Here is a 19,456-nt window from a genome sequence, read left to right on the forward strand (position 1 = left end):
GACGCGAGGCCCGTTCGCGTGCCCGTGTGCTGCCCCCTGCCCTCGCCGAGGCCCCGTGCCGAGCGAGGGAGAGCCCCACGTGACCATCGCGCCAGCCGATCCTGCTTCAGCGGTCGACGTGACCGACATGAGCGACGTGAGCGACGGCCCCGGTGCCGCGCTGCTGCGGACCCTGACCGAGCTGACCGCCGACCTCCCCGACGCCGACCCCGGCCGGGTCGCCGCCGCCGCGCTGCGCGGCCGGTCCGCCCGTGCGGACGAGGCCGAACTGCGGGAGCTGGCCACCGAGGCGGCGGCCGGGCTCATCTCCGAGGACCCCGTCTACTCCCGGCTCGCCGCCCGGCTGCTGACCCTCGGCATCCGCGCCGAGGCCGCCTCGCAGGGGGTCACGTCGTTCACCTCGTCGATCGCCGCCGGCCACCGCGAGGGCCTCATCGCGGACCGGACCGCCGAGTTCGTCCTGCTGCACCCGGACCGTCTCGACGCGCTGATCGACCCCCGCGCCGACGACCGCTTCGGCTACTTCGGGCTGCGCACCCTGTACAGCCGCTATCTGCTGCGCCATCCGGTCACCCGCAAGGTCGTCGAGGCGCCGCAGCACTTCCTGCTGCGGGTCGCCGCCGGCCTCGCCGAGGACGGCACTCCCCGCTCGGTGGACGAAGTCGCCGCGCTGTACGGCCTGATGAGCCGCCTGGAGTACCTGCCCTCCTCCCCCACCCTGTTCAACTCCGGCACCCGGCACCCCCAGATGTCCTCCTGCTACCTCCTCGACTCCCCCAAGGACGAGCTGGACTCCCTCTACGACCGCTACCACCAGGTGGCCCGCCTCTCCAAGCACGCCGGCGGCATCGGCCTGGCCTACTCCCGCATCCGCTCCCGGGGTTCGCTGATCCGCGGCACCAACGGGCACTCCAACGGCATCGTCCCGTTCCTGAAGACCCTGGACGCCTCCGTCGCCGCCGTGAACCAGGGCGGCCGGCGCAAGGGCGCGGCGGCGGTCTACCTGGAGACCTGGCACTCGGACATCGAGGAGTTCCTGGAGCTGCGCGACAACACCGGTGAGGACGCCCGCCGTACGCACAACCTGAACCTCGCGCACTGGGTGCCGGACGAGTTCATGCGCCGGGTCAATGCCGACGCCGCCTGGTCGCTGTTCTCCCCGTCCGACGTCCCGGACCTGGTCGACCTGTGGGGCGAGGAGTTCGACGCGGCCTACCGGGCCGCCGAGGCCGCGGGCCTGGCCCGCAAGACCCTCCCCGCCCGGGAGCTGTACGGACGCATGATGCGGACCCTCGCCCAGACCGGCAACGGCTGGATGACGTTCAAGGACGCCGCCAACCGCACCGCCAACCAGACCGCCGAGCCCGGCCACGTCGTCCACTCCTCCAACCTGTGCACGGAGATCCTCGAGGTCACCAGCGACGGGGAGACAGCGGTGTGCAACCTGGGCTCGGTCAACCTCGGCGCGCTCGTCGACCCGGCCGCCGGTGACCTGGACTGGGAGCGGCTGGACGAGACCGTGCGCACGGCCGTCACCTTCCTCGACCGGGTCGTGGACATCAACTTCTACCCGACCGAGCAGGCGGGCCGTTCCAACGCGCGCTGGCGCCCGGTGGGGCTGGGGGTGATGGGCCTCCAGGACGTCTTCTTCGCCCTGCGCCTGCCCTTCGACTCCCCCGGGGCCCGGCGGCTCTCCACCCGGATCGCCGAGCGCATCATGCTCGCCGCGTACGAGACCTCCGCCGACCTCGCCGCGCGCCCCCGGACGCCCGCGACGGGCTCCGGGGCGGCGGAGGCACCCGTCGGCCCCCTGCCGGCCTGGGAGCTGACGCGCACCGCCCGGGGCGTGCTGCATCCCGACCACTACGACACCGAACTCGCCTGGCCCGAGCGCTGGACGGCGCTGCGCGAACGCATCGCCTCCGTCGGCATGCGCAACTCGCTGCTGCTGGCGATCGCGCCGACCGCCACCATCGCGTCCATCGCCGGCGTGTACGAGTGCATCGAGCCGCAGGTGTCCAACCTGTTCAAGCGCGAGACGCTGTCCGGTGAGTTCCTCCAGGTCAACTCGTACCTGGTGAACGACCTGAAGCGGCTGGGCGTGTGGGACGCGCGGACCCGCGAGGCGCTGCGCGAGGCCGGCGGCTCGGTGCAGGACTTCACCTGGATCCCCGAGGAGGTGCGCGGCCTGTACCGGACCGCGTGGGAGATCCCGCAGCGCGTCCTGATCGACATGGCCGCCGACCGCACCCCGTTCCTGGACCAGTCGCAGTCGCTGAACCTGTTCCTGGAGACGCCGACCATCGGCAAGCTCTCCTCGATGTACGCCTACGCCTGGAAGCGGGGCCTGAAGACCACGTACTACCTGCGCTCCCGGCCGGCGACCCGCATCGCCCGCGCGGCCCAGGCGCAGCCCACTGCCGCCACCGGCCCCGTTCCCGTCCCCGCCCCGCAGCCGGCCGCCGACCCCGAAGCCGTCGCCTGCTCCCTTGAGAACCCCGAGTCCTGCGAGGCCTGCCAGTGATGACCACCGCCCCCCGAACCCAGAACCTGCTCGACCCGGGCTTCGAACTCACCCTGCGCCCCATGCGTTACCCCGACTTCTACGAGCGCTACCGGGACGCGATCAAGAACACCTGGACCGTGGAGGAGGTCGACCTCCACTCGGACGTCGCCGACCTCGCGAAGATGAGCCCCGCCGAACAGCATCTGATCGGCCGTCTGGTGGCCTTCTTCGCCACCGGCGACTCGATCGTGGCCAACAACCTGGTGCTCACCCTCTACAAGCACATCAACTCCCCGGAGGCGCGGCTGTACCTGTCGCGGCAGCTCTTCGAGGAGGCGGTGCACGTCCAGTTCTATCTGACCCTGCTGGACACCTACCTGCCCGATCCGGAGGACCGGACGGCCGCGTTCGCGGCGGTGGAGAACATCCCGTCCATCCGGGAGAAGGCGGAGTTCTGCTTCAGGTGGATGGACTCGGTGGAGAAGCTCGACCGGCTGGAGACGCGGGCCGACCGCCGCCGCTTCCTCCTGAACCTGATCTGCTTCGCCGCGTGCATCGAGGGCCTGTTCTTCTACGGGGCGTTCGCCTACGTGTACTGGTTCCGCAGCCGGGGCCTGCTGCACGGTCTCGCGACCGGCACCAACTGGGTGTTCCGGGACGAGACGATGCACATGTCCTTCGCCTTCGACGTGGTCGACACCGTCCGCGAGGAGGAGCCGGACCTGTTCGACGACGAGCTTCAGCAGCAGGTGACGGACATGCTGCGCGAGGCGGTCGAGGCGGAGCTGCAGTTCGGGCGCGACCTGTGCGGTGACGGGCTGCCGGGCATGAACACCGAGTCGATGCGGCAGTACCTGGAGTGCGTGGCCGACCAGCGGCTCACCCGGCTGGGCTTCGCTCCGGTGTACGGCTCGGACAACCCGTTCTCCTTCATGGAGCTCCAGGGGGTCCAGGAGCTGACGAACTTCTTCGAACGGCGTCCGTCCGCGTACCAGGTCGCCGTGGAGGGCACGGTCGACCTGGACGAGGAGTTCTAGAGCCGGCCCGGCCCGGGGAGGTCTCTCCTCCCCGGGCCGCCGGCCCGGGCGCCGCACCGGCGGTGCCGCACCTCACGCCGCGCGTGCGGTGCGGTGCGGGGTGGCACTCCGCGCGGGGCAGGGCCCCGGGGTCCGCTCCGGCCGGGACGGCCCGGCGGGGGCGTGGCCCCGCTCGGCGGCGGCGCGGCCGGTCCCGGCCTGCTTCAGCTGCCGGTCGATCCTCCGCTCGTGCACGATGCCGATGACGGCGGGGAGGACCATCAGGACGAGCAGTCCGAGAACGGTCAGCATTCCGATCAGCGCTTCCACGTGTGTCGTCTCCATGGACACCACTGTCGCGCCGGACACTCCTTACCGAACAGTGGCAGGACTGCCGCACACCCTCGATTTACTGCCAGCGACAGGGCACACTGGGGTCATGCTCCGCAATGTGGCCGCCGTCCTGCTCGACAGCGTGAACCCCTTCGAACTCGGCGTCGTCTGCGAGGTCTTCGGCGTCGACCGCAGTGACGACGGCCTGCCCGTCTACGACTTCGCGGTCGCCTCCGCCGAAGGCCCCTCGCTGCGCAGCAACACGGGCTTCTCGATCCAGGTCGAGCACGGCCTGGACCGGCTGGAGGCGGCGGACCTCATCGCCGTGCCCGCCGGGTCGTGCTACGAGACGCGGGACTTCCCGCCCGAGCTGCTGGACGCGCTGCGCCGGGGCGTGGACCGGGGCGCCCGGGTGCTCAGCGTCTGCTCCGGCGTGTTCGTCCTCGCCGCCGCCGGTCTCCTCGACGGCCGGCGCGCCGCCGCCCACTGGCGGCACGCGGACGCGCTGACCAGGAGGTACCCCCACCTGACCGTCGAACCGGATGTGCTCTACGTCGACGAGGACCCGGTGATCACCTCCGCGGGCACCGCCGCCGGGATCGACGCCTGTCTGCATCTCGTGCGCAAGGAGCAGGGTCCCGAGGTCGCCAACCGGATCGCCCGGCGCATGGTGGTGCCCCCGCACCGCGACGGGGGCCAGGCCCAGTACATCGAGCGCCCGCTGCCGCTGCCCGGCGGCGACACCGTGTCCGAGGTGCTGGTGTGGATGGAGCGGCATCTCGACCAGGAGGTGACCGTCGAGCAGCTCGCGGCCCGCGCCCACATGTCCCCGCGCACGTTCGCCCGCCGCTTCCAGCAGGAGACCGGCACCACGCCGTACCGCTGGATCCTGCGCCAGCGCGTGCTGCTCGCCCAGCGTCTGCTGGAGGGGACCGACGAGACGGTGGACGCGGTCGCGGGCCGTACGGGATTCGGCAACGCGGCCGCGCTGCGCCACCACTTCGTACGCGCCGTGGGGACGACCCCGAACGCCTACCGGCGGACGTTCAGGGGCCCGGAGGCCGCCTGAACGTGCGCCGCACGGCCGGTCAGCGGGGCAGTGCCCGCAGCATCAGCCGGCGCGGCCGGAGAGTGATGCCGATCCGGGGCCGGGTGTCGGAACCGGGCTCGTGCTCGAACCGGTAGGCGGAGGCGACCGCCGCGGTGATGAGCGTGAGCTCGGCCATCGAGAAGTGGTCACTGGGGCATTTCCGGTTGCCCACGCTGAACGGGCTCATCGCGTACCTGGGCACGTCCTGGGCCCTTTCCGGAAGCCAGCGGTCCGGGTCGAACTCCTCGTTCCGCTCGTACGACCGCCCATCGCGCTGGATGGCGTACGGACTGTAGATGAGGTCCGCCCCCCGGGGAATGCGGTATCCGCCGAGTTCCGTGTCGGCCACCGCCCGGCGCGTCAATATCCATACGGCCGGATGCAGCCGCAGGGTCTCGGTGACGACATTCGCGGTGTACGTCAGCTTTCGGACGTCCTCGAATGCGACGGGGCGGTCACCGACGACGGTTTTCACCTCGTCGCGGATCTTGTCGCCGAGTTCCGGGTGCTCGGTGAGAACCAGGAGGAGCGACATGACGGTGGATCCGACGGTTTCGCTGCCGGGGGTGAGGATGGCGATGACCTGATCGTGGATCTCCTGTTCCCCTATGGGCTCTCCATTATCATCCTTCGCCTCCAGCAAAGCCGTCAGCAAATCGTCCGGTTTTTGACCGCTTGCCCGTCGGTCGGCGACGATCTCGTCGACCAGGACGTGCAAATCGGCCAGCGCCCGGTTGAATTCGCGGTTGGCCGGAAGCGGCACCTTATAAAGCGGCCCGAGCGGCACCACCATGCGCTGGTACATACCGCTGAACAGCGTGGCGAGATCGGCGCAGATGCGCTCGGCCCGGGCGTCCATGTAGCTGCCGCGCATCAGGCAGCGGGCAGCGATCCGGACGGCCACGCGGAAGGACTCCGCCGTGACGTCCAGTACCTCGCCGGAGCGCCAGCGCTCCACGAGCGCGTACGACTCCTCCGCCATGATCGGCCCGTACGCGGGGATCGCATCGAGCCGGAACGCGGGCTGGATGGTGCGGCGCTGGCGCCGGTGCAGTGGGCCGTTGGCGGTGGCGACGCCCTCCTCGCCGAGCAGGTCCCCCAGGGACTCCCACACCGGCCCGGCGATGATGTAGTCGGGGCTCAGCGCCACCGCCCCGGTGAGGGCGGGGGTGGTGACGGCGTACACCGTCTTCGGTCCGAGCTTGATGCGCACGACGTCGCCGTGATCGCGCAGTTGGGCCATGAAGGCCAGCGGATCGCGCACCAGCTTCCAGCCGTGGCCCAGGAGCGGGACACCTCCGCCGGCCAAGGGCGGCTCGCGCAGCGCGGTCGCCTCGGACGCTCCGGGTTCCACCGACTCGACGGTCATTTCTCACCTGCCGCTTCGTTGTTGACGTACGGGGGCGTGGACCGGTCGTCCCAGCTGTCGACCATGTACCGGCCGGACTCGTGGTGGAACCAGTAGACGGAACTGAACCAGTTCCGCATGTTGCCGAGGCAGGCCCGCACGGCCGCGCCCCGTTCCTTTCCTCCTACCGTGCCGTCGTCGAGACCGTCGGCGAACCGTAAGGCTTCCTGTTCTGCGTCGAGGAATTCGGTGATGCATTTCTCCACGCGGCGCCTCACATCGACGACCGCCTCTTCGAGGGTCAGCCCTTCGTGGACGATGAGACTGATTCCGAGATTGTGCACCTCATTGCCCGCCAATTCCTTCGGGAGTGAGCAGAGGTCGTTGTACCAGGCGGCGAATTCCTGACTCAGCAGGGCCGCCTTCCGATAGGACGGGTTCTTCCGCACGGCGTCCGGAAGTTCACAGCCCGCGCTCGGCTCCAGGAGATCGGTCCAGATCCAGTGCGCGAAGGTGAGCCGGCGCAGTTCCAGATATTCCTCGACGGTGGGGACGATTCCCTCCGTGCGATTGCGGAATTCCCGGTCGTACGCCTCGATCACCGCGTGGAAGTGCCGGGCGAACCGGGCGTTCCACGTCTCCGGAAGGAACGAGTACAGCCGCCGCACACTGTCCGCGAACCCGGAAACCAGTGCGTCCTCGTGACGCAGGTGGTCCGTGGGGGTGTCGAGGGCCGTGTGCAGGTGGTCCTTCAGCCGCCGCCAGGCCTCGGGGCGGCCGTGCACGATGTCGCGGTCGTGCCGGTCGTCCCAGACGAAGAACCACGCGCTGTAGTCCGCTATCGCCTGGAGGACCTCGTCGGCGGCACCCGTGTAGTAGCCCGCCATGAGGTCCGTGTAGCACAGGCCATCGGCATATTCCTCCACCTTGTCCGCCGGCATGAGCCGCTTTTCGAGCAGCCACGCACGGGTTTCCTCCTGGAGCTTCGGCCAATACGGATGGAGTTGCCGGGGAAACGCCGCCTCGATCACCGGAAGAGACAGCGCCGGTGGAACTGCGATGGTGGTCGGTTTCGATGTGGTGCCGTGTGACAAAGCATGCACGAACAATCCCCTCTCAGCCGCCAGTCGGCGCGCGCCTCTCCCCCGTACCGGGCGCGCGCCCGTGCGTATCCCCACCCCACCATTCAGCACCACAACTGACCGTTCTGGGAACGCATTTGCCTCCTTCACTACCCCACGGTGCCGAGAACCTCCCCTTGCGTGTCCGGTTTCGCGCTGCCGGACCGCCGAAGGATCGAACACCTGTCGAAAAGACGAACGGCGCCCGTTCCGGAGGAGAAACCGGAACAGGCGCCGTGCGTGAGGGAGTTCTGTGAACCAGGAGACCGGGGGACCCCGGGAGGGACGGGAGGTCAGCCGTTGGCGACCACGGGATAGCGCGGCTCGTTCTCGGCCATCTGCCGCAGCGCGTCCTTGCGTTCCCGCTTGGAGAGCCGGTCGATGTACAGGTAGCCGTAGAGATGATCCGTCTCGTGCTGCAAACACCGTGCGAAGTAGCCGGTGCCGCGCACCCTGACCGGGTTGCCCAGTTCGTCCTGGCCGGTCACCTCGGCGTAGTCGGGCCGGGCCAGCGGCGCGTACGCGGTGGGGACCGACAGGCAGCCCTCGTTGGAGTCGTCCAGCCGGCGCTTTTCGGCGGGCAGTTCGACCAGCTTGGGGTTGCAGACCACGCCGACGTGGCGTGCGCCGTCGTCGTCCGGGCAGTCGTAGACGAAGACCTTCAGGTCGACGCCGATCTGGTTGGCGGCCAGGCCCACGCCCTCGGCGGTGCGCTGGCTGGCGAACATGTCCGCGACCAGCTGCTGGAAGTCCGGGCCGAAGTCGGTGACGTCCCGGCACTCCTTGTGCAGCACCGGGTTGCCGACCACGGTGATCGGCCGCGAGGTGCCGCGCTCGACCCAGGCGGCCTCGCGCTCCGCGCAGCCCTCCGTGTCGATGACGTACCCCTCCTCGTCGACGGGGAGCACGCCCGCGTGCTGCTGATCGGTGTCCTGCTGAGCCATGACCGACGTACGCCTTCCTGGAAAACATGGGGTGTGATGCTGGTACAGGGTACGGCGAACGGCCCGCCCGCCGACCGGCCCGCGCCCTGTCCGACGCCCGGGCCGGTGAACGCCCTAGCAGACCTCTTCGAGATCCCGCCAGTCCCGCGAGTCCGGGCTGTCCGCGACCCAGCCGTCCAGCAGACCGCGGACCAGCGAGGGCGGCGCGGCGAGCCCGCACTCGCGCTCCGGCACCCACAACTGCCCGTCGGTGCGGTGGCCGAGCGGTCCGGGGTGCCCCGGCTCACTGTGGTCGTGCGGGTCGAGGTGCTCCCCTTCGCCCTCGTCGGACGGCATCCGGGACTCCGAGCACATCCGGCACAGCAGCCGCACCGACGACGACCAGTCCTCGGCGGCGAACCCGGCGTCCGCGGCCAGTTGCTCCAGAGCGTCCCGGTCGGCCTCGCTCGCGGCCTCCAGCAGGACCACCCAGGTCGGCACCGGTGAGGGCGCCCACAACTCGATCTCGTCGAACACCGGGTAGGTGTGCCCGGCGGCCGTGCTCCGCTCGCCGTGCGGCACCCCGTCGTGCAGGACGACCTCGCCCCAGCGGCGGCCGGAGGACGGCAGCGGAATGGACAGCACCTCGATCCGGGCGGGATCGAGCCGGCGGCCCCAGACGACCTCGGCCTCCCCCTCCGGGGACAGCCGTACCGCCGCGCTGCCCAGGTCCATGCCGAGCGGCTCGCCGGAGTCGGTGGGGCTCCCGGGCACCTTCAGCCCGTAGGCCTGCCAGGCGCGGCGGGCCAGCGGCCAGTCCTGCAGGGCGGTGGCGGCGATGCCGACGTTCCACCAGTCCGGCGCTCCGGCGTCCCGGTCGAGCAGGGCCACGGCCCTGAGACCCGCCGCCCGCGCCTGCTCCCAGTCGTGGCGGAACTTGTGCAGCAGCGCGAGGTTGAACCAGGACTCCGACAGCCAGGGCTCCAGATCGGCGGCCCGGGTGAGCAGCGCGCCCGCGTCCTCGTAACGGCCGTCGCCGATGAGTGTGAACGCGCGGTCGGTGGCCTGCCGCCAGGAGGCGGAGGGCCTGTTCCGTCCCTTGCCGAAGATCCTCACGATTCCCGCCTGCCAGTTCCGTGCGGTGGGCGGCCTAGCCCCCGGACACCGTCTCCTTCGCATCCAACCACGTACGGCTGGAAGGGCGCTCATTACCCATGGGTTACCCCGGACCCGCCCGGGTCAGACCGTCCCGTTCGCGGCTCTCGCCGCGCTCGGGCGCCGTCCTCACGCCGGTCCTCGCGCCCCTTCCCCCGGCGCGCCCCTGGTCGTCCGCGTCCCCCTGCTCACTACGCCGTCCTCATCCTCACATCCCGGCCCCCGCGACGCCCCGGCGGCCTTCCGCCGTCTCACGGCCGGCCGCCTCCGTCGTCGTGCCCGTCTCCGTGCTCCCCTGCCCCGGCTGCCCTGGACAGCACCCGGGCCAGGGATTCGACGACCTGGGGCGCGTACTCGCCGGCGGTGCCGAGGCGCAGTTCCTCCAGTGCCGTCAGGGGCCCGCCCGGGCCTCCTGCCCGGGACTTCTCGTCGTACGCGTTCACCACCCGGACGATCCGCGCGGCCAGCGGCTGCTCCCAGTGGGGTTCGGCCTGCCGCTCCACGATCCCCGCCACCTTCGGGTCCACCCCGGTCTGGCGGACCACGGCGCCGCCGAGCAGGGCGATCCGCCGCTGTTCCGGTGCCGGCAGGGCGGCGGTGGCACCCGCGGGCACCGGGTCGACAAGGCTGAGCTGGCCGATGTCGTGCATCAGGGCCGCGTACTCCAGCACCGTCAGGTCCGGCTCGGTCAGCCCCAGGTCCCGGCCCACCGACTGGCTGAGGTCGGCGACCCTGCGGGCGTGCCCGGCCGGGGTGCAGCCGGCGATCTCGGTGGCCCGCGCGAGGGAGGCGATGGTCTGCCGGTAGGTGGCCCGGACGGCCGCGTACCGCCGGTAGGACAGCTGCGCGAGCAGCAGGGGCACGGAGAGCAGGGGCAGCGCCCACAGCCCCACGACCGCGACGCCGAGCGCCATCACCGCGCCCGTCGCGACGACGGCGGCCCCGATGCCGGGCAGCGCCCGCAGTTCGTCGCGCAGCACCGGTGGGAAGGGCCAGCCGGTGCGGGAGTGGGCCAGCGCGGCGGCGAGCACGGCGTCGCACAGCGCGGACAGCGACAGCAGGGCGAGCAGCAGCAGCGCGTGGGCGGGGCCGCCCCAGTCGTCGAACGTCCCCCGGCCGTACAGCGGCTGGAAACACACGGCGACGAACCCGACGGTGAGGGTCCGGCGGGCCAGCCGGTCGCGGGTGGGTCCGCGCCCGCGCCCGATGTGCGGCACGCTGCCGAGCAGCGAGGCCGCGAGGACCACGGCGACGACCTGGGCCGCGCCGTGGTGGCTGGGCCGCCCGCCGGCCTCGCCGAGCAGCGCGTACGCCAGTGACCCGGCGGCGGCGAGCGGCGCGGCCTGCCGGATCCGCGGTCCGTCGCGGGGCTGCGCTCCGGCGCCCGGCGGCGCTCCGTCTCCGGGCTGCCGTCCGTCGGGGGGCCGCGGTCCGTGGTGCCGGGTGAGTTCGCCGACGGCGACGAGGACACCGAAGGCGAGGGCGGCACCGCGTTCCGCGATCCCGTGCCACAGGGTGGCGCCGAGACAGCCGGTGGCGAGCGCGGCGGCGCAGGCGTGCACGAGGGTGTGCGGCCGGAGGGTCATCGGCGTACTCCGGGCGGATCGGCGACCGCATCGGCGGCCTGGGCGGCGGCCGGTTCGTCGACGGGCCCGGTGGCCGGCGGGGCGGGCGGACCAGGAGGCTGCCGGACGTCCTCGGCCGTCACCGCGGGATGCCAGCCGGTCCGGCCGATCGCCCGCACCAGCGCTTCCACCATCCGCGGGTCGAAGTGGTCGCCCGCACACCGCTGGAGCTCCTCCAGCGCCACGGGCACCGGCCGGGCCCTGCTGTAGGACCGGTTGGAGGTCATCGCGTCGAAGGCGTCGGCGACCGCCACCACCCGCGCGGACTCCGGGATCTGACCGCCCGCCAGCCCGTAGGGGTAGCCGCTGCCGTCCAGCCGTTCGTGATGGTGCAGCACCGCCGCGCGGGCCTCGCCCAGGAAGGAGATCCCGCGCACCATCTCGTGTCCGTACTCGGGGTGCAGTTCGATCACCCGCCGCTCCTCGGGGGTCAGCGGCCCGTCCTTGGTGAGCAGCCGGGTGGGCACCCCGAGCTTGCCGACGTCGTGCAGGATGCCCGCGAAGCGCAGTACCTCGGTCCGCTCGTCGTCCATGCCGAGCTCACGCGCGATCATCGTGGAGGCCTGACCGACCCGCTCGCTGTGCCCGCGCGTGTACCCGTCCTTGATGTCGACGGCCTGCACGAGCGCGCGGATCGTCGCCTGATGGGCGGCCCGCTCCCGGTGGTACTGGGCGAACGCCCACCACGAGACGCACATCGGCAGCAGCACGAGGAGCGCGGCCACGGGCCCGTAGGGGCTGCGCCACAGCAGGGCCATCATCAGTCCGGCGAGCCCGTGCACGGTGACCGGCGCGAGCGACCGCAGGAACAGCCGCCACCAGGTCGTCCGCCGGTACCCCGGACGGGGCGCCCGGTTCCCGCGCCGAACCGGCACACCGCCCGCCAGCGCCAGGATGCCGCGGTCCAGCAGGGTGAGCACCAGGCAGAACACCAGCACCGAGGCGCCGGCCGCGCCCAGCGCTGCCGGAACGTCCCCGTCCGCGACCGCTTCCCGGCCGCCGGCGGCGAGGTGGGCCCGGCTCGCGGCCCATACGGCGAGGGTCAGCTGGCCGGCCCGCCAGATCCGCCGCGCGAGGAACGGCCGCTGGTCCACGGGGATGAGCAGCGCGCCGGGCAGCGCGACCAGCGCGGCGGCGGACGGCGGCAGCAGAAAGGCCGCGGCGAGCAGGACGGGGTGGAAGGTGCCGCCCGGGTTCGGGGCACCGAGGTGCCGGGACCGGGCCATGCGTTCGCAGCCGGCGTACAGCACGGCGAGCGAGGCGACGGCCCCCCAGAGGGCGTCCGGACCGGACGCGGACGGCAGCGGCACCGTCCGTGGCAGCGGCGCGGACGGAAGGGGCACCGCCGGCAGCAGACAGAGCAGGCCCGCCACGGCGACACCGGTCACGTACATGCGGGCCCGTGCCGGTAACGCCTCCATGAGCCCCTCCCCCGACTGTGCCGGCCGCGCTCGGCCTGTCGCCTGTCAGGGTCCGGAGCCTAGGGGGACGAGCGGTACCTCTGCGGGCCCATGACCCGCGGGTTAGCACGTACGGGTGACGACACTCCCCTTTCGGGGGGTGCCTTCCGGGGCAGGTGTTCGCAGGGCGTCCGAACAGCGGGGCCCGGAGGCTCAGGACTCCTGCGGCGCCGGAGCGGCCTGGGGCGGTGCGTCCGCCTCGGAGACAGCGACGTCCTGGTCGGGGACGGCCTGGCCCGAGCGGATCACATCGATCCGGCCCATGACCTTCGCGCGCAGGTCGCCCGGCACGTCGTCCTGCCCGCAGCAGCGCTTGACCAGCTTCTTCACCGCCTGCTCGAGCCCGTACTTCTCGAGGCAGGGGGAGCATTCCTCGAAGTGGTGCTCGAACTTCGCGCAGTCGGAATCCGGCATCTCACGGTCGAGGAACTCGTAGAGATGATCGAGGATTTCGCTGCAATCCGTCTCGTGCGGCTCTCCGCAGCTCATGACCTCGAGCCTTTCGCTTCGTTCGACTCTCCGGCGCCCGCCGGAACCAGTCCGCGCTCGCGCGCATAGTCCTCGAGCATGCCGCGCAGCTGGCGACGGCCACGGTGCAGCCGGGACATCACGGTACCGATGGGTGTGCCCATGATGTCGGCGATCTCCTTGTAGGCAAAGCCCTCGACATCCGCGAGATACACGGCGATGCGGAACTCCTCGGGGATCGCCTGGAGCGCTTCCTTGACGTCCGAGTCGGGGAGGTGGTCCAGCGCCTGCGACTCCGCGGAACGCAGACCGGTCGACATGTGCGACGCGGCACGCGCGATCTGCCAGTCCTCGATCTCCTCGGCCCCGCTGCGCTGCGGTTCCCGCTGCTTCTTGCGGTACGAGTTGATGAACGTGTTGGTGAGAATCCGGTACAGCCACGCCTTGAGGTTGGTGCCCTCGCGGAACTGGTGGAAGGACGCGTACGCCTTGGCGTACGTCTCCTGGACCAGGTCCTCCGCGTCCGCCGGGTTGCGCGTCATGCGCAGGGCGGCCGAGTACATCTGGTCGAGGAACTCGAGCGCGTCCCGCTCGAAGCGCGCGCTGCGCTCGGCGGCCGATTCCGCCCGCCTGTCGCCCTGGCCCTCGGGCTGCTCCGCCTGGCCGTGATCGGTCCCTGCGTCGGTACCGGGAACCGGACCCACCTCCTCCGTTGTCGCGAGACCGGGAACGGCCTCACCCGAATCGGAGGATAGACGACGATCCGGTCCGTCCGCCGCCCGAAGGGGGACGGTCCTGGCCGCGTGCAGCACCGTCCAGTCCAGGTCGGTGCGGCCCTTGCGGCTCGGGCAGAAGGTCGAACCCATGCGGCGGACTTCCTCTCCTACGACTACGACGGCTGTGCCGCAGACCGGCGGACACGTCGGCGTCAACAGCGGAGGGCGTCCGGACATTCCCGAAGCTTTACCCGGGCGGGCCGGGCGGCCGCCGCCACGGGAGAGGGGCGACCCGCTACGGCACGAGGGAGCCGGCCCACCGCACGACAGCGTCCGTGACGACCGTCAGGGCCTCCTCCTGCGTGATGTCCGCCCGTCGGGGAACGGCGAGGCCGTGATCGCCGTGCGCCACCTCGACCAGTTCGTATGCCCCCTCGGGGAACTCACCGGGCCTGCCGAAGGGGTCGTTGCCGCCCTGCACGACGAGGGTGGGCACCCCGGCCCCGAGCAGTTCGCCGGCGCGGGACTTCTCCGGCCTGCCGGGCGGGTGCAGGGGGAAGCCGAGGGCCAGCACGGCATGGGCGCCCAGTTCACCGGCGGTCCGGCAGGCGACACGGGCTCCGGCGCTGCGCCCGCCGGAGATCACCGGCAGGCCCGGCTTCGTCAGCGCGGGCCAGAGGCCGCGCCAGCCGATGTCCAGGGTCTTCGGCGCGGGGGCCACCTTCTTGCCGGCCACCCTCCAGGGCTGCTCCACCAGGGCCACGGTCACGCCGTGCGCGGGCAGCACGGCGGCCAGGGCCTTCAGGTCCCGCGCCTCGATGCCGCCACCGGCGCCGTGGCCCAGCGCGAGGACGAGGCGCGCGGTGGACCGGGCGGGGTGCCAGGTGATGCGGGCGGGGCCGGCGTCCGTCTCCACGGTCTCGGCCGACGGTTCCGCCGTGCCGGCGGCAGCAGGGGTGTTCTCCGGGCTCTTCGCGTTCTTCACATGCGTCACGTCAGAAGAGTGTGCTCTCTTCCGGTGCTTCCAGTTCCTTCAGCAGATCCGGGCCGTTGTTGCGGACGTTGCTGACCGCCGTGGAGACCGGGAAGGCGCGCATCAGGCCGGAGGGCGGCGGGGCGAGCAGCCCGCGCAGTTCCTCGGTCTCCGTACGGGCGGGGTCGAGCCAGGCGTCCCAGCGGTCCGGTGTGAGCATCAGCGGCATCCGCGGGTGGATGTCGGCCAGGGTCGTCGGGCCCTCCGCCGGTGCCACCGCCAGGGGCGTGGTCTCCGCCTCGGTGGTGATGACGGAGCACGTCACCCACCAGGCCCTCGGATGGTCGTCCGGCAGGGTCCGGTCCCGCCAGAACTCGTACAGACCCGCCATCGCGAAGACCGCGCCGTCGGCCGGTGTCACGAAGTACGGCTGCTTGCGGGGGCGCTTCCGCTTGCCCTCGACCTCCAGGTCACGCTCCTGCGTGCCGGTGACCCACTCGTAGTAGCCGTCGGCGGGCAGGATGCAGCGCCGGGTGGCGAAGGCGCGACGGTAGGACGGCTTCTCGTGGACGGTCTCCGCGCGGGCGTTGATCATCCGGGCCCCGCCCTCGGGCGTCTTGGCCCAGGACGGCACGAGCCCCCACTTCAGCTTCCGCAACTGCCGAACCGGCCGCGGGTCGTCCGCGTCCTTCAGGGCACGGTCGAGTACGGCGAAGACCTCTTTGGTGGGCGCCACGTTGTAATCCGGCTCCAGGGCCTCTTCCGGATCCCACTGTTCGATCTCGAAGACCTCCGCGAGATCCTCGGGCCTGCGACTCGCTGCATAACGTCCGCACATACGTGCAACACTGCCAGGCCCACCCGTCTCCCTGCCACCGCCCCTTGCAACGCGGCGCTTCGCGCCGCCCCCTCGGTTCGCGACCACGAGGAGCCCCCGCCGACCATGGACAGCACCGCATCCGCCTCGCTCGCCTCCCTCTGGGACGAGGTCACGGGCACCCAGCCCGACCCCGACCTGTGGGTGGTGATCGCCACCCTGGCCGCCGCGCTCGTCGTCGTCACGCCGCACGGACTGTGGAGACTCTCGCGCAACGCCATCACCATCGCCCACGAGGGCGGGCACGGGCTCGTGGCGCTGCTCACCGGCCGCACCCTCACGGGGATACGCCTCCACTCGGACACCAGCGGCCTGACCGTCAGCCGGGGCAAGCCGACCGGCATCGGCATGATCCTCACCGCCGTGGCCGGCTACACGGCTCCCCCGCTGCTGGGCCTCGGCGGGGCGGCGCTGCTGGGCACCGGGCGCATCACGCTGCTGCTGTGGCTGGCCACGGTGCTGCTCGTGGCGATGCTGGTGATGATCCGCAACGCGTACGGGGCGCTGACGGTGCTGCTCACCGGCGGCACGTTCGTCCTCGTGTCCTGGCTGGCCGGCCCGCAGGTCCAGGCGGCGTTCGCGTACGCCGTGGTGTGGTTCCTGCTGCTCGGCGGGGTACGCCCGGCGTTCGAGCTCCAGGCCAAGCGGGCGCGCGGAGGCGCGGGCGACTCGGACGCGGACCAGTTGTCCCGGCTGACGCACGTACCGGCGGGGCTGTGGTTCTTCCTGTTCCACGCGGTGTCGCTGTGCTCCCTGCTCGGCGGAGGGCGCTGGCTGCTGGGGCTGTGACGCCGCGGGGGCGTCCCGGGGACGGTGGTCGTCGACGCGTCAACAGGGGTGCACACGCGCGGGACCCCGCCCGTACTCGGCCGAGGGCGCCCGGTGGGGTGACCCGACCGGGGGACGAGGGCCCGGGGGCCGACCGGCCGGGTGGTCCCGGGCACGCCCGGCGGCCCGGGCCGCCACTAAAGTGGTGGGCATGACCGCTAATCCCGCGCCCACCGCCCTCTGGCCCGCCCCGCACGCGAGCGGAGCCGTCGACGCGACGGTCCATGTACCGGGGTCGAAGTCGGTCACCAACCGTGCCCTCGTGCTCGCCGCCCTCGCCTCCGAGCCCGGCTGGCTGCGCCGCCCGCTCCGCTCGCGCGACACGCTGCTGATGGCCGGCGCGCTGCGTGCCATGGGGATCGAGATCGAGGAGGGCGTGGGCCCCGACGGCACCGGTGAGGCCTGGCGGGTGCTGCCCACCGGCCTGCGCGGACCGGCCACCGTCGATGTCGGCAACGCCGGCACGGTGATGCGGTTCCTCCCTCCGGTCGCCGCCCTGGCCGACGGTCCCGTCCGGTTCGACGGCGACCCGCGGTCGTACGAGCGCCCGCTGAACGGTGTCATCGACGCGCTGCGTCACCTCGGTGCCCGGATCGACGACGACGGCCGGGGCGCGCTGCCGCTGACCGTGCACGGCGGCGGCGCTCTGGAGGGCGGCACCGTGTCGGTGGACGCGTCCTCGTCGTCGCAGTTCGTCAGCGCGCTGCTGCTGTCCGCGCCGCGCTTCAACCAGGGCGTCGAGGTCCGGCACACCGGCGCGACGCTCCCCTCCCTGCCGCACATCCGGATGACCGTCGACATGCTCCGCGCGGTGGGCGCCCAGGTGGACAGCCCGGAGTCGGGCGGCGAACCCAACGTCTGGCGGGTCACCCCGGGGGCCCTGCTCGGACGGGACCTCACCATCGAGCCCGACCTGTCCAACGCCCAGCCCTTCCTGGCGGCGGCGCTGGTGACCGGCGGCCGGGTCGTCGTCCCGGACTGGCCGGCCCGCACCACCCAGCCCGGTGACCGGTTGCGGGAGATCTTCACCGAGATGGGCGGTTCCTGCGAGCTGACCGAGCAGGGACTGGTGTTCACCGGTTCGGGGTCGGTCCACGGCATCGACGTGGACCTCGGCGAGGTCGGTGAGCTGACGCCGGGCATCGCGGCCGTCGCGGCGCTCGCGGACTCGCCGTCCACGCTGCGCGGTGTGGCCCACCTGCGGCTGCACGAGACGGACCGCCTGGCCGCGCTCACCAAGGAGATCAACGAGCTCGGCGGCGACGTCACCGAGACCGCCGACGGTCTGCACATCCGCCCGCGCCCGCTGCACGGCGGCCTCTTCCACACCTACGAAGACCACCGCATGGCCACCGCGGGCGCGGTCATCGGCCTCGGGGTGGCGGGCGTACGGATCGAGAACGTGGCGACCACGGCGAAGACGCTGCCGGACTTCCCCGAACTGTGGGCCGGGATGCTCGGGGCCTAGGACCAAGACGATGCGCCGCTACGGCAAGCACACCGACGAGGACGACATCCGCTCGCGCCCGAACCGCAAGGGCAACCGGCCGCGCACCCACATCCGGCCCAAGCACGAGGACGCCGCCGAGGGTCTGGTCCTCACCGTCGACCGGGGCAGGCTGACCTGTCTGGTCGAGGACCGCACGGTGCTCGCCATGAAGGCCCGCGAGCTGGGCCGCAAGGCGGCGGTGGTCGGCGACCGGGTCGCGCTCGTGGGCGATCTCTCCGGCCAGAAGGACACCCTCGCGCGGATCGTCCGCATCGGGAAGCGGACGTCGGTACTGCGCCGTACCGCGGACGACGACGACCCCTACGAGCGGGTCGTCGTCGCCAACGCCGACCAGTTGGCCGTCGTCACCGCCCTCGCCGACCCCGAGCCCCGTCCGCGTCTGATCGACCGCTGTCTGGTCGCGGCGTACGACGGCGGGCTGACCCCGCTGCTCGTCCTGACGAAGTCGGACCTCGCGCCGCCGGACAAGCTGCTGGAGCTGTACGGCGACCTCGACATCCCGTACGTCGTCACCAGCCGTGAGGAACTGGAGAACGGCTCGGCGGCCGACCGGGTGAGGGAGCAGCTGGCGGGCCGGATCACGGCGTTCGTGGGGCACTCCGGGGTCGGCAAGACGACCCTGGTGAACGCGCTGGTGCCCGAGGAGCGGCGGCGGTCGACCGGGCATGTCAACGCGGTGACGGGGCGGGGACGGCATACGACGACGTCCGCGCTGGCGCTGCCGCTGTCGGGTGCCGAGGGGTGGGTGGTCGACACTCCCGGAGTCCGGTCGTTCGGTCTCAACCACGTCGATCCGTCGCGGGTCATCCTCGCCTTCCCCGACCTCGAACCGGGGACGGAGGGCTGCCCCCGCGCGTGCAGTCACGACGAACCGGACTGCGCGCTGGACGCCTGGGTCGCCGAGGGACACGCGGACCCCGCGCGGCTGTACTCACTGCGGCGGCTGCTGGCGACCCGGCATCACACGGATGGTGACTGACCCGAGCGGCCGGGCCCTCCGGGGCCATGACGCGGGATCGTCGGCCCTCGCGTGTTTGTCATGGCCCGCGGGCGGTAAGTGCATAATCGCACCGAGCCGGATCCGAAGCCGTCGAACCCGGCGAAACGGTCACTGTACGTAAAAGCGGTCACTGTATGTGGGGACAACGGGAGGACGACACATGGCGTGGCTGCTGGTCGTGGTGGCCGGGTTGCTCGAGACCGGTTTCGCCGTGTGCCTGAAGCTGTCCCACGGCTTCACGCGGCTCTGGCCGACGGTCGCCTTCTGCGTGTTCGCGCTGGGCAGCTTCGGCCTGCTCACTCTGGCCCTGAAGAAGCTGGACGTCGGGCCCGCGTACGCCGTGTGGACGGGGATCGGGGCCGCGGGCACGGCGATCTACGGGATGGTGTTCCTGGGTGACCTGGTGTCGACGCTGAAGATCGTCTCGATCACCTTGGTGATCGTCGGCGTGATCGGGCTGCAGCTGTCGGGGTCGGCGCAGTGAGCGCCGCCCGCCGGTGGGCGCGG

Annotated in this window: 18 protein-coding genes; 7 read left to right on the plus strand and 11 right to left on the minus strand. The window is 71.9% G+C overall.

The genetic code is table 11. The features are described from left to right. The first annotated feature begins 79 nt into the window (after positions 1-79). Both ACIF80_RS01065 and ACIF80_RS01070 read left to right on the plus strand, forming a co-directional pair. Positions 80-2,524: a ribonucleoside-diphosphate reductase subunit alpha gene (locus ACIF80_RS01065; protein ID WP_399797755.1), complete on the plus strand. Its 2,445-nt coding sequence runs from the start codon at positions 80-82 to the stop codon at positions 2,522-2,524. Beyond that, complete coding sequence (locus tag ACIF80_RS01070; RefSeq protein ID WP_399797757.1) at positions 2,524-3,543, plus strand: ribonucleotide-diphosphate reductase subunit beta; 1,020 nt, start codon at positions 2,524-2,526, stop codon at positions 3,541-3,543. The genes ACIF80_RS01065 and ACIF80_RS01070 overlap by 1 nt, the downstream gene beginning before the upstream one ends. 72 nt (positions 3,544-3,615) lie before the next feature. Here the strand turns inward: ACIF80_RS01070 and ACIF80_RS01075 are convergent, their stop codons facing one another. Continuing rightward, positions 3,616-3,867, minus strand: a complete 252-nt coding sequence (locus ACIF80_RS01075; RefSeq protein ID WP_399797759.1) for a hypothetical protein — start codon at positions 3,865-3,867, stop codon at positions 3,616-3,618. A gap of 94 nt (positions 3,868-3,961) precedes the next feature. Here ACIF80_RS01075 and ACIF80_RS01080 point away from each other — a divergent pair, with 94 nt between their 5' ends. Then, on the plus strand, positions 3,962-4,924 hold the full coding sequence (locus ACIF80_RS01080; RefSeq protein WP_399797762.1) for a GlxA family transcriptional regulator: 963 nt from the start codon (positions 3,962-3,964) through the stop codon (positions 4,922-4,924). A gap of 19 nt (positions 4,925-4,943) precedes the next feature. Here ACIF80_RS01080 and ACIF80_RS01085 read toward each other — a convergent pair whose 3' ends face one another. The 10 genes from ACIF80_RS01085 to ACIF80_RS01130 form a co-directional block, all read right to left on the minus strand. Further along, entirely contained in the window at positions 4,944-6,314 is a 1,371-nt protein-coding gene (locus ACIF80_RS01085) for a cytochrome P450 (protein WP_399797764.1), read from the minus strand. Further along, positions 6,311-7,396, minus strand: a complete 1,086-nt coding sequence (gene cyc1, locus ACIF80_RS01090) for an epi-isozizaene synthase (RefSeq protein ID WP_399799353.1) — start codon at positions 7,394-7,396, stop codon at positions 6,311-6,313. Before cyc1 ends, ACIF80_RS01085 begins: the two co-directional genes overlap by 4 nt. Before the next feature lie 311 nt (positions 7,397-7,707). Then, positions 7,708-8,358: a peptide deformylase gene (gene def, locus ACIF80_RS01095; RefSeq protein WP_399797766.1), complete on the minus strand. Its 651-nt coding sequence runs from the start codon at positions 8,356-8,358 to the stop codon at positions 7,708-7,710. 114 nt (positions 8,359-8,472) lie between these two features. Further along, entirely contained in the window at positions 8,473-9,453 is a 981-nt protein-coding gene (locus ACIF80_RS01100; RefSeq protein WP_381366514.1) for a tetratricopeptide repeat protein, read from the minus strand. Between the two features lie 290 nt (positions 9,454-9,743). Continuing rightward, on the minus strand, positions 9,744-11,078 hold the full coding sequence (locus tag ACIF80_RS01105) for an HD-GYP domain-containing protein (protein ID WP_399797769.1): 1,335 nt from the start codon (positions 11,076-11,078) through the stop codon (positions 9,744-9,746). Further along, positions 11,075-12,538 carry an HD-GYP domain-containing protein gene (locus ACIF80_RS01110; protein WP_399797771.1) on the minus strand — a complete coding sequence of 488 codons (1,464 nt, stop codon included), beginning with the start codon at positions 12,536-12,538 and terminating at the stop codon, positions 11,075-11,077. Before ACIF80_RS01110 ends, ACIF80_RS01105 begins: the two co-directional genes overlap by 4 nt. A 192-nt stretch (positions 12,539-12,730) precedes the next feature. Then, a complete protein-coding gene (rsrA, locus tag ACIF80_RS01115; protein WP_399797774.1) occupies positions 12,731-13,066 on the minus strand; it encodes a mycothiol system anti-sigma-R factor in 336 nt (111 codons plus the stop codon). Continuing rightward, a complete protein-coding gene (gene sigR / locus ACIF80_RS01120) occupies positions 13,063-13,749 on the minus strand; it encodes an RNA polymerase sigma factor SigR (RefSeq protein WP_399799356.1) in 687 nt (228 codons plus the stop codon). Before sigR ends, rsrA begins: the two co-directional genes overlap by 4 nt. Before the next feature lie 307 nt (positions 13,750-14,056). Continuing rightward, positions 14,057-14,746 carry an alpha/beta family hydrolase gene (locus tag ACIF80_RS01125; protein ID WP_399799358.1) on the minus strand — a complete coding sequence of 230 codons (690 nt, stop codon included), beginning with the start codon at positions 14,744-14,746 and terminating at the stop codon, positions 14,057-14,059. A 10-nt stretch (positions 14,747-14,756) separates the two neighbouring features. Beyond that, positions 14,757-15,572 carry an SOS response-associated peptidase gene (locus ACIF80_RS01130; protein ID WP_399797777.1) on the minus strand — a complete coding sequence of 272 codons (816 nt, stop codon included), beginning with the start codon at positions 15,570-15,572 and terminating at the stop codon, positions 14,757-14,759. A 105-nt stretch (positions 15,573-15,677) separates the two neighbouring features. Between ACIF80_RS01130 and ACIF80_RS01135 the strand changes: the two genes are divergently transcribed. The 4 genes from ACIF80_RS01135 (at position 15,678) to ACIF80_RS01150 (ending at position 19,433) form a co-directional block, all read left to right on the plus strand. After that, a complete protein-coding gene (locus ACIF80_RS01135; protein ID WP_399797780.1) occupies positions 15,678-16,400 on the plus strand; it encodes a M50 family metallopeptidase in 723 nt (240 codons plus the stop codon). Between the two features lie 190 nt (positions 16,401-16,590). Continuing rightward, positions 16,591-17,907 carry a 3-phosphoshikimate 1-carboxyvinyltransferase gene (gene aroA / locus ACIF80_RS01140; protein WP_399797783.1) on the plus strand — a complete coding sequence of 439 codons (1,317 nt, stop codon included), beginning with the start codon at positions 16,591-16,593 and terminating at the stop codon, positions 17,905-17,907. Positions 17,908-17,917: 10 nt separating this feature from the next. Beyond that, a complete protein-coding gene (rsgA, locus tag ACIF80_RS01145) occupies positions 17,918-18,928 on the plus strand; it encodes a ribosome small subunit-dependent GTPase A (RefSeq protein ID WP_399797786.1) in 1,011 nt (336 codons plus the stop codon). Positions 18,929-19,109: 181 nt separating this feature from the next. Continuing rightward, entirely contained in the window at positions 19,110-19,433 is a 324-nt protein-coding gene (locus ACIF80_RS01150) for a DMT family transporter (RefSeq protein WP_399797788.1), read from the plus strand. Positions 19,434-19,456: the final 23 nt, after the last annotated feature.

It is taken from the genome of Streptomyces sp. NPDC085927 (genome assembly GCF_044540975.1).
Classification (GTDB): domain Bacteria; phylum Actinomycetota; class Actinomycetes; order Streptomycetales; family Streptomycetaceae; genus Streptomyces; species Streptomyces hirsutus.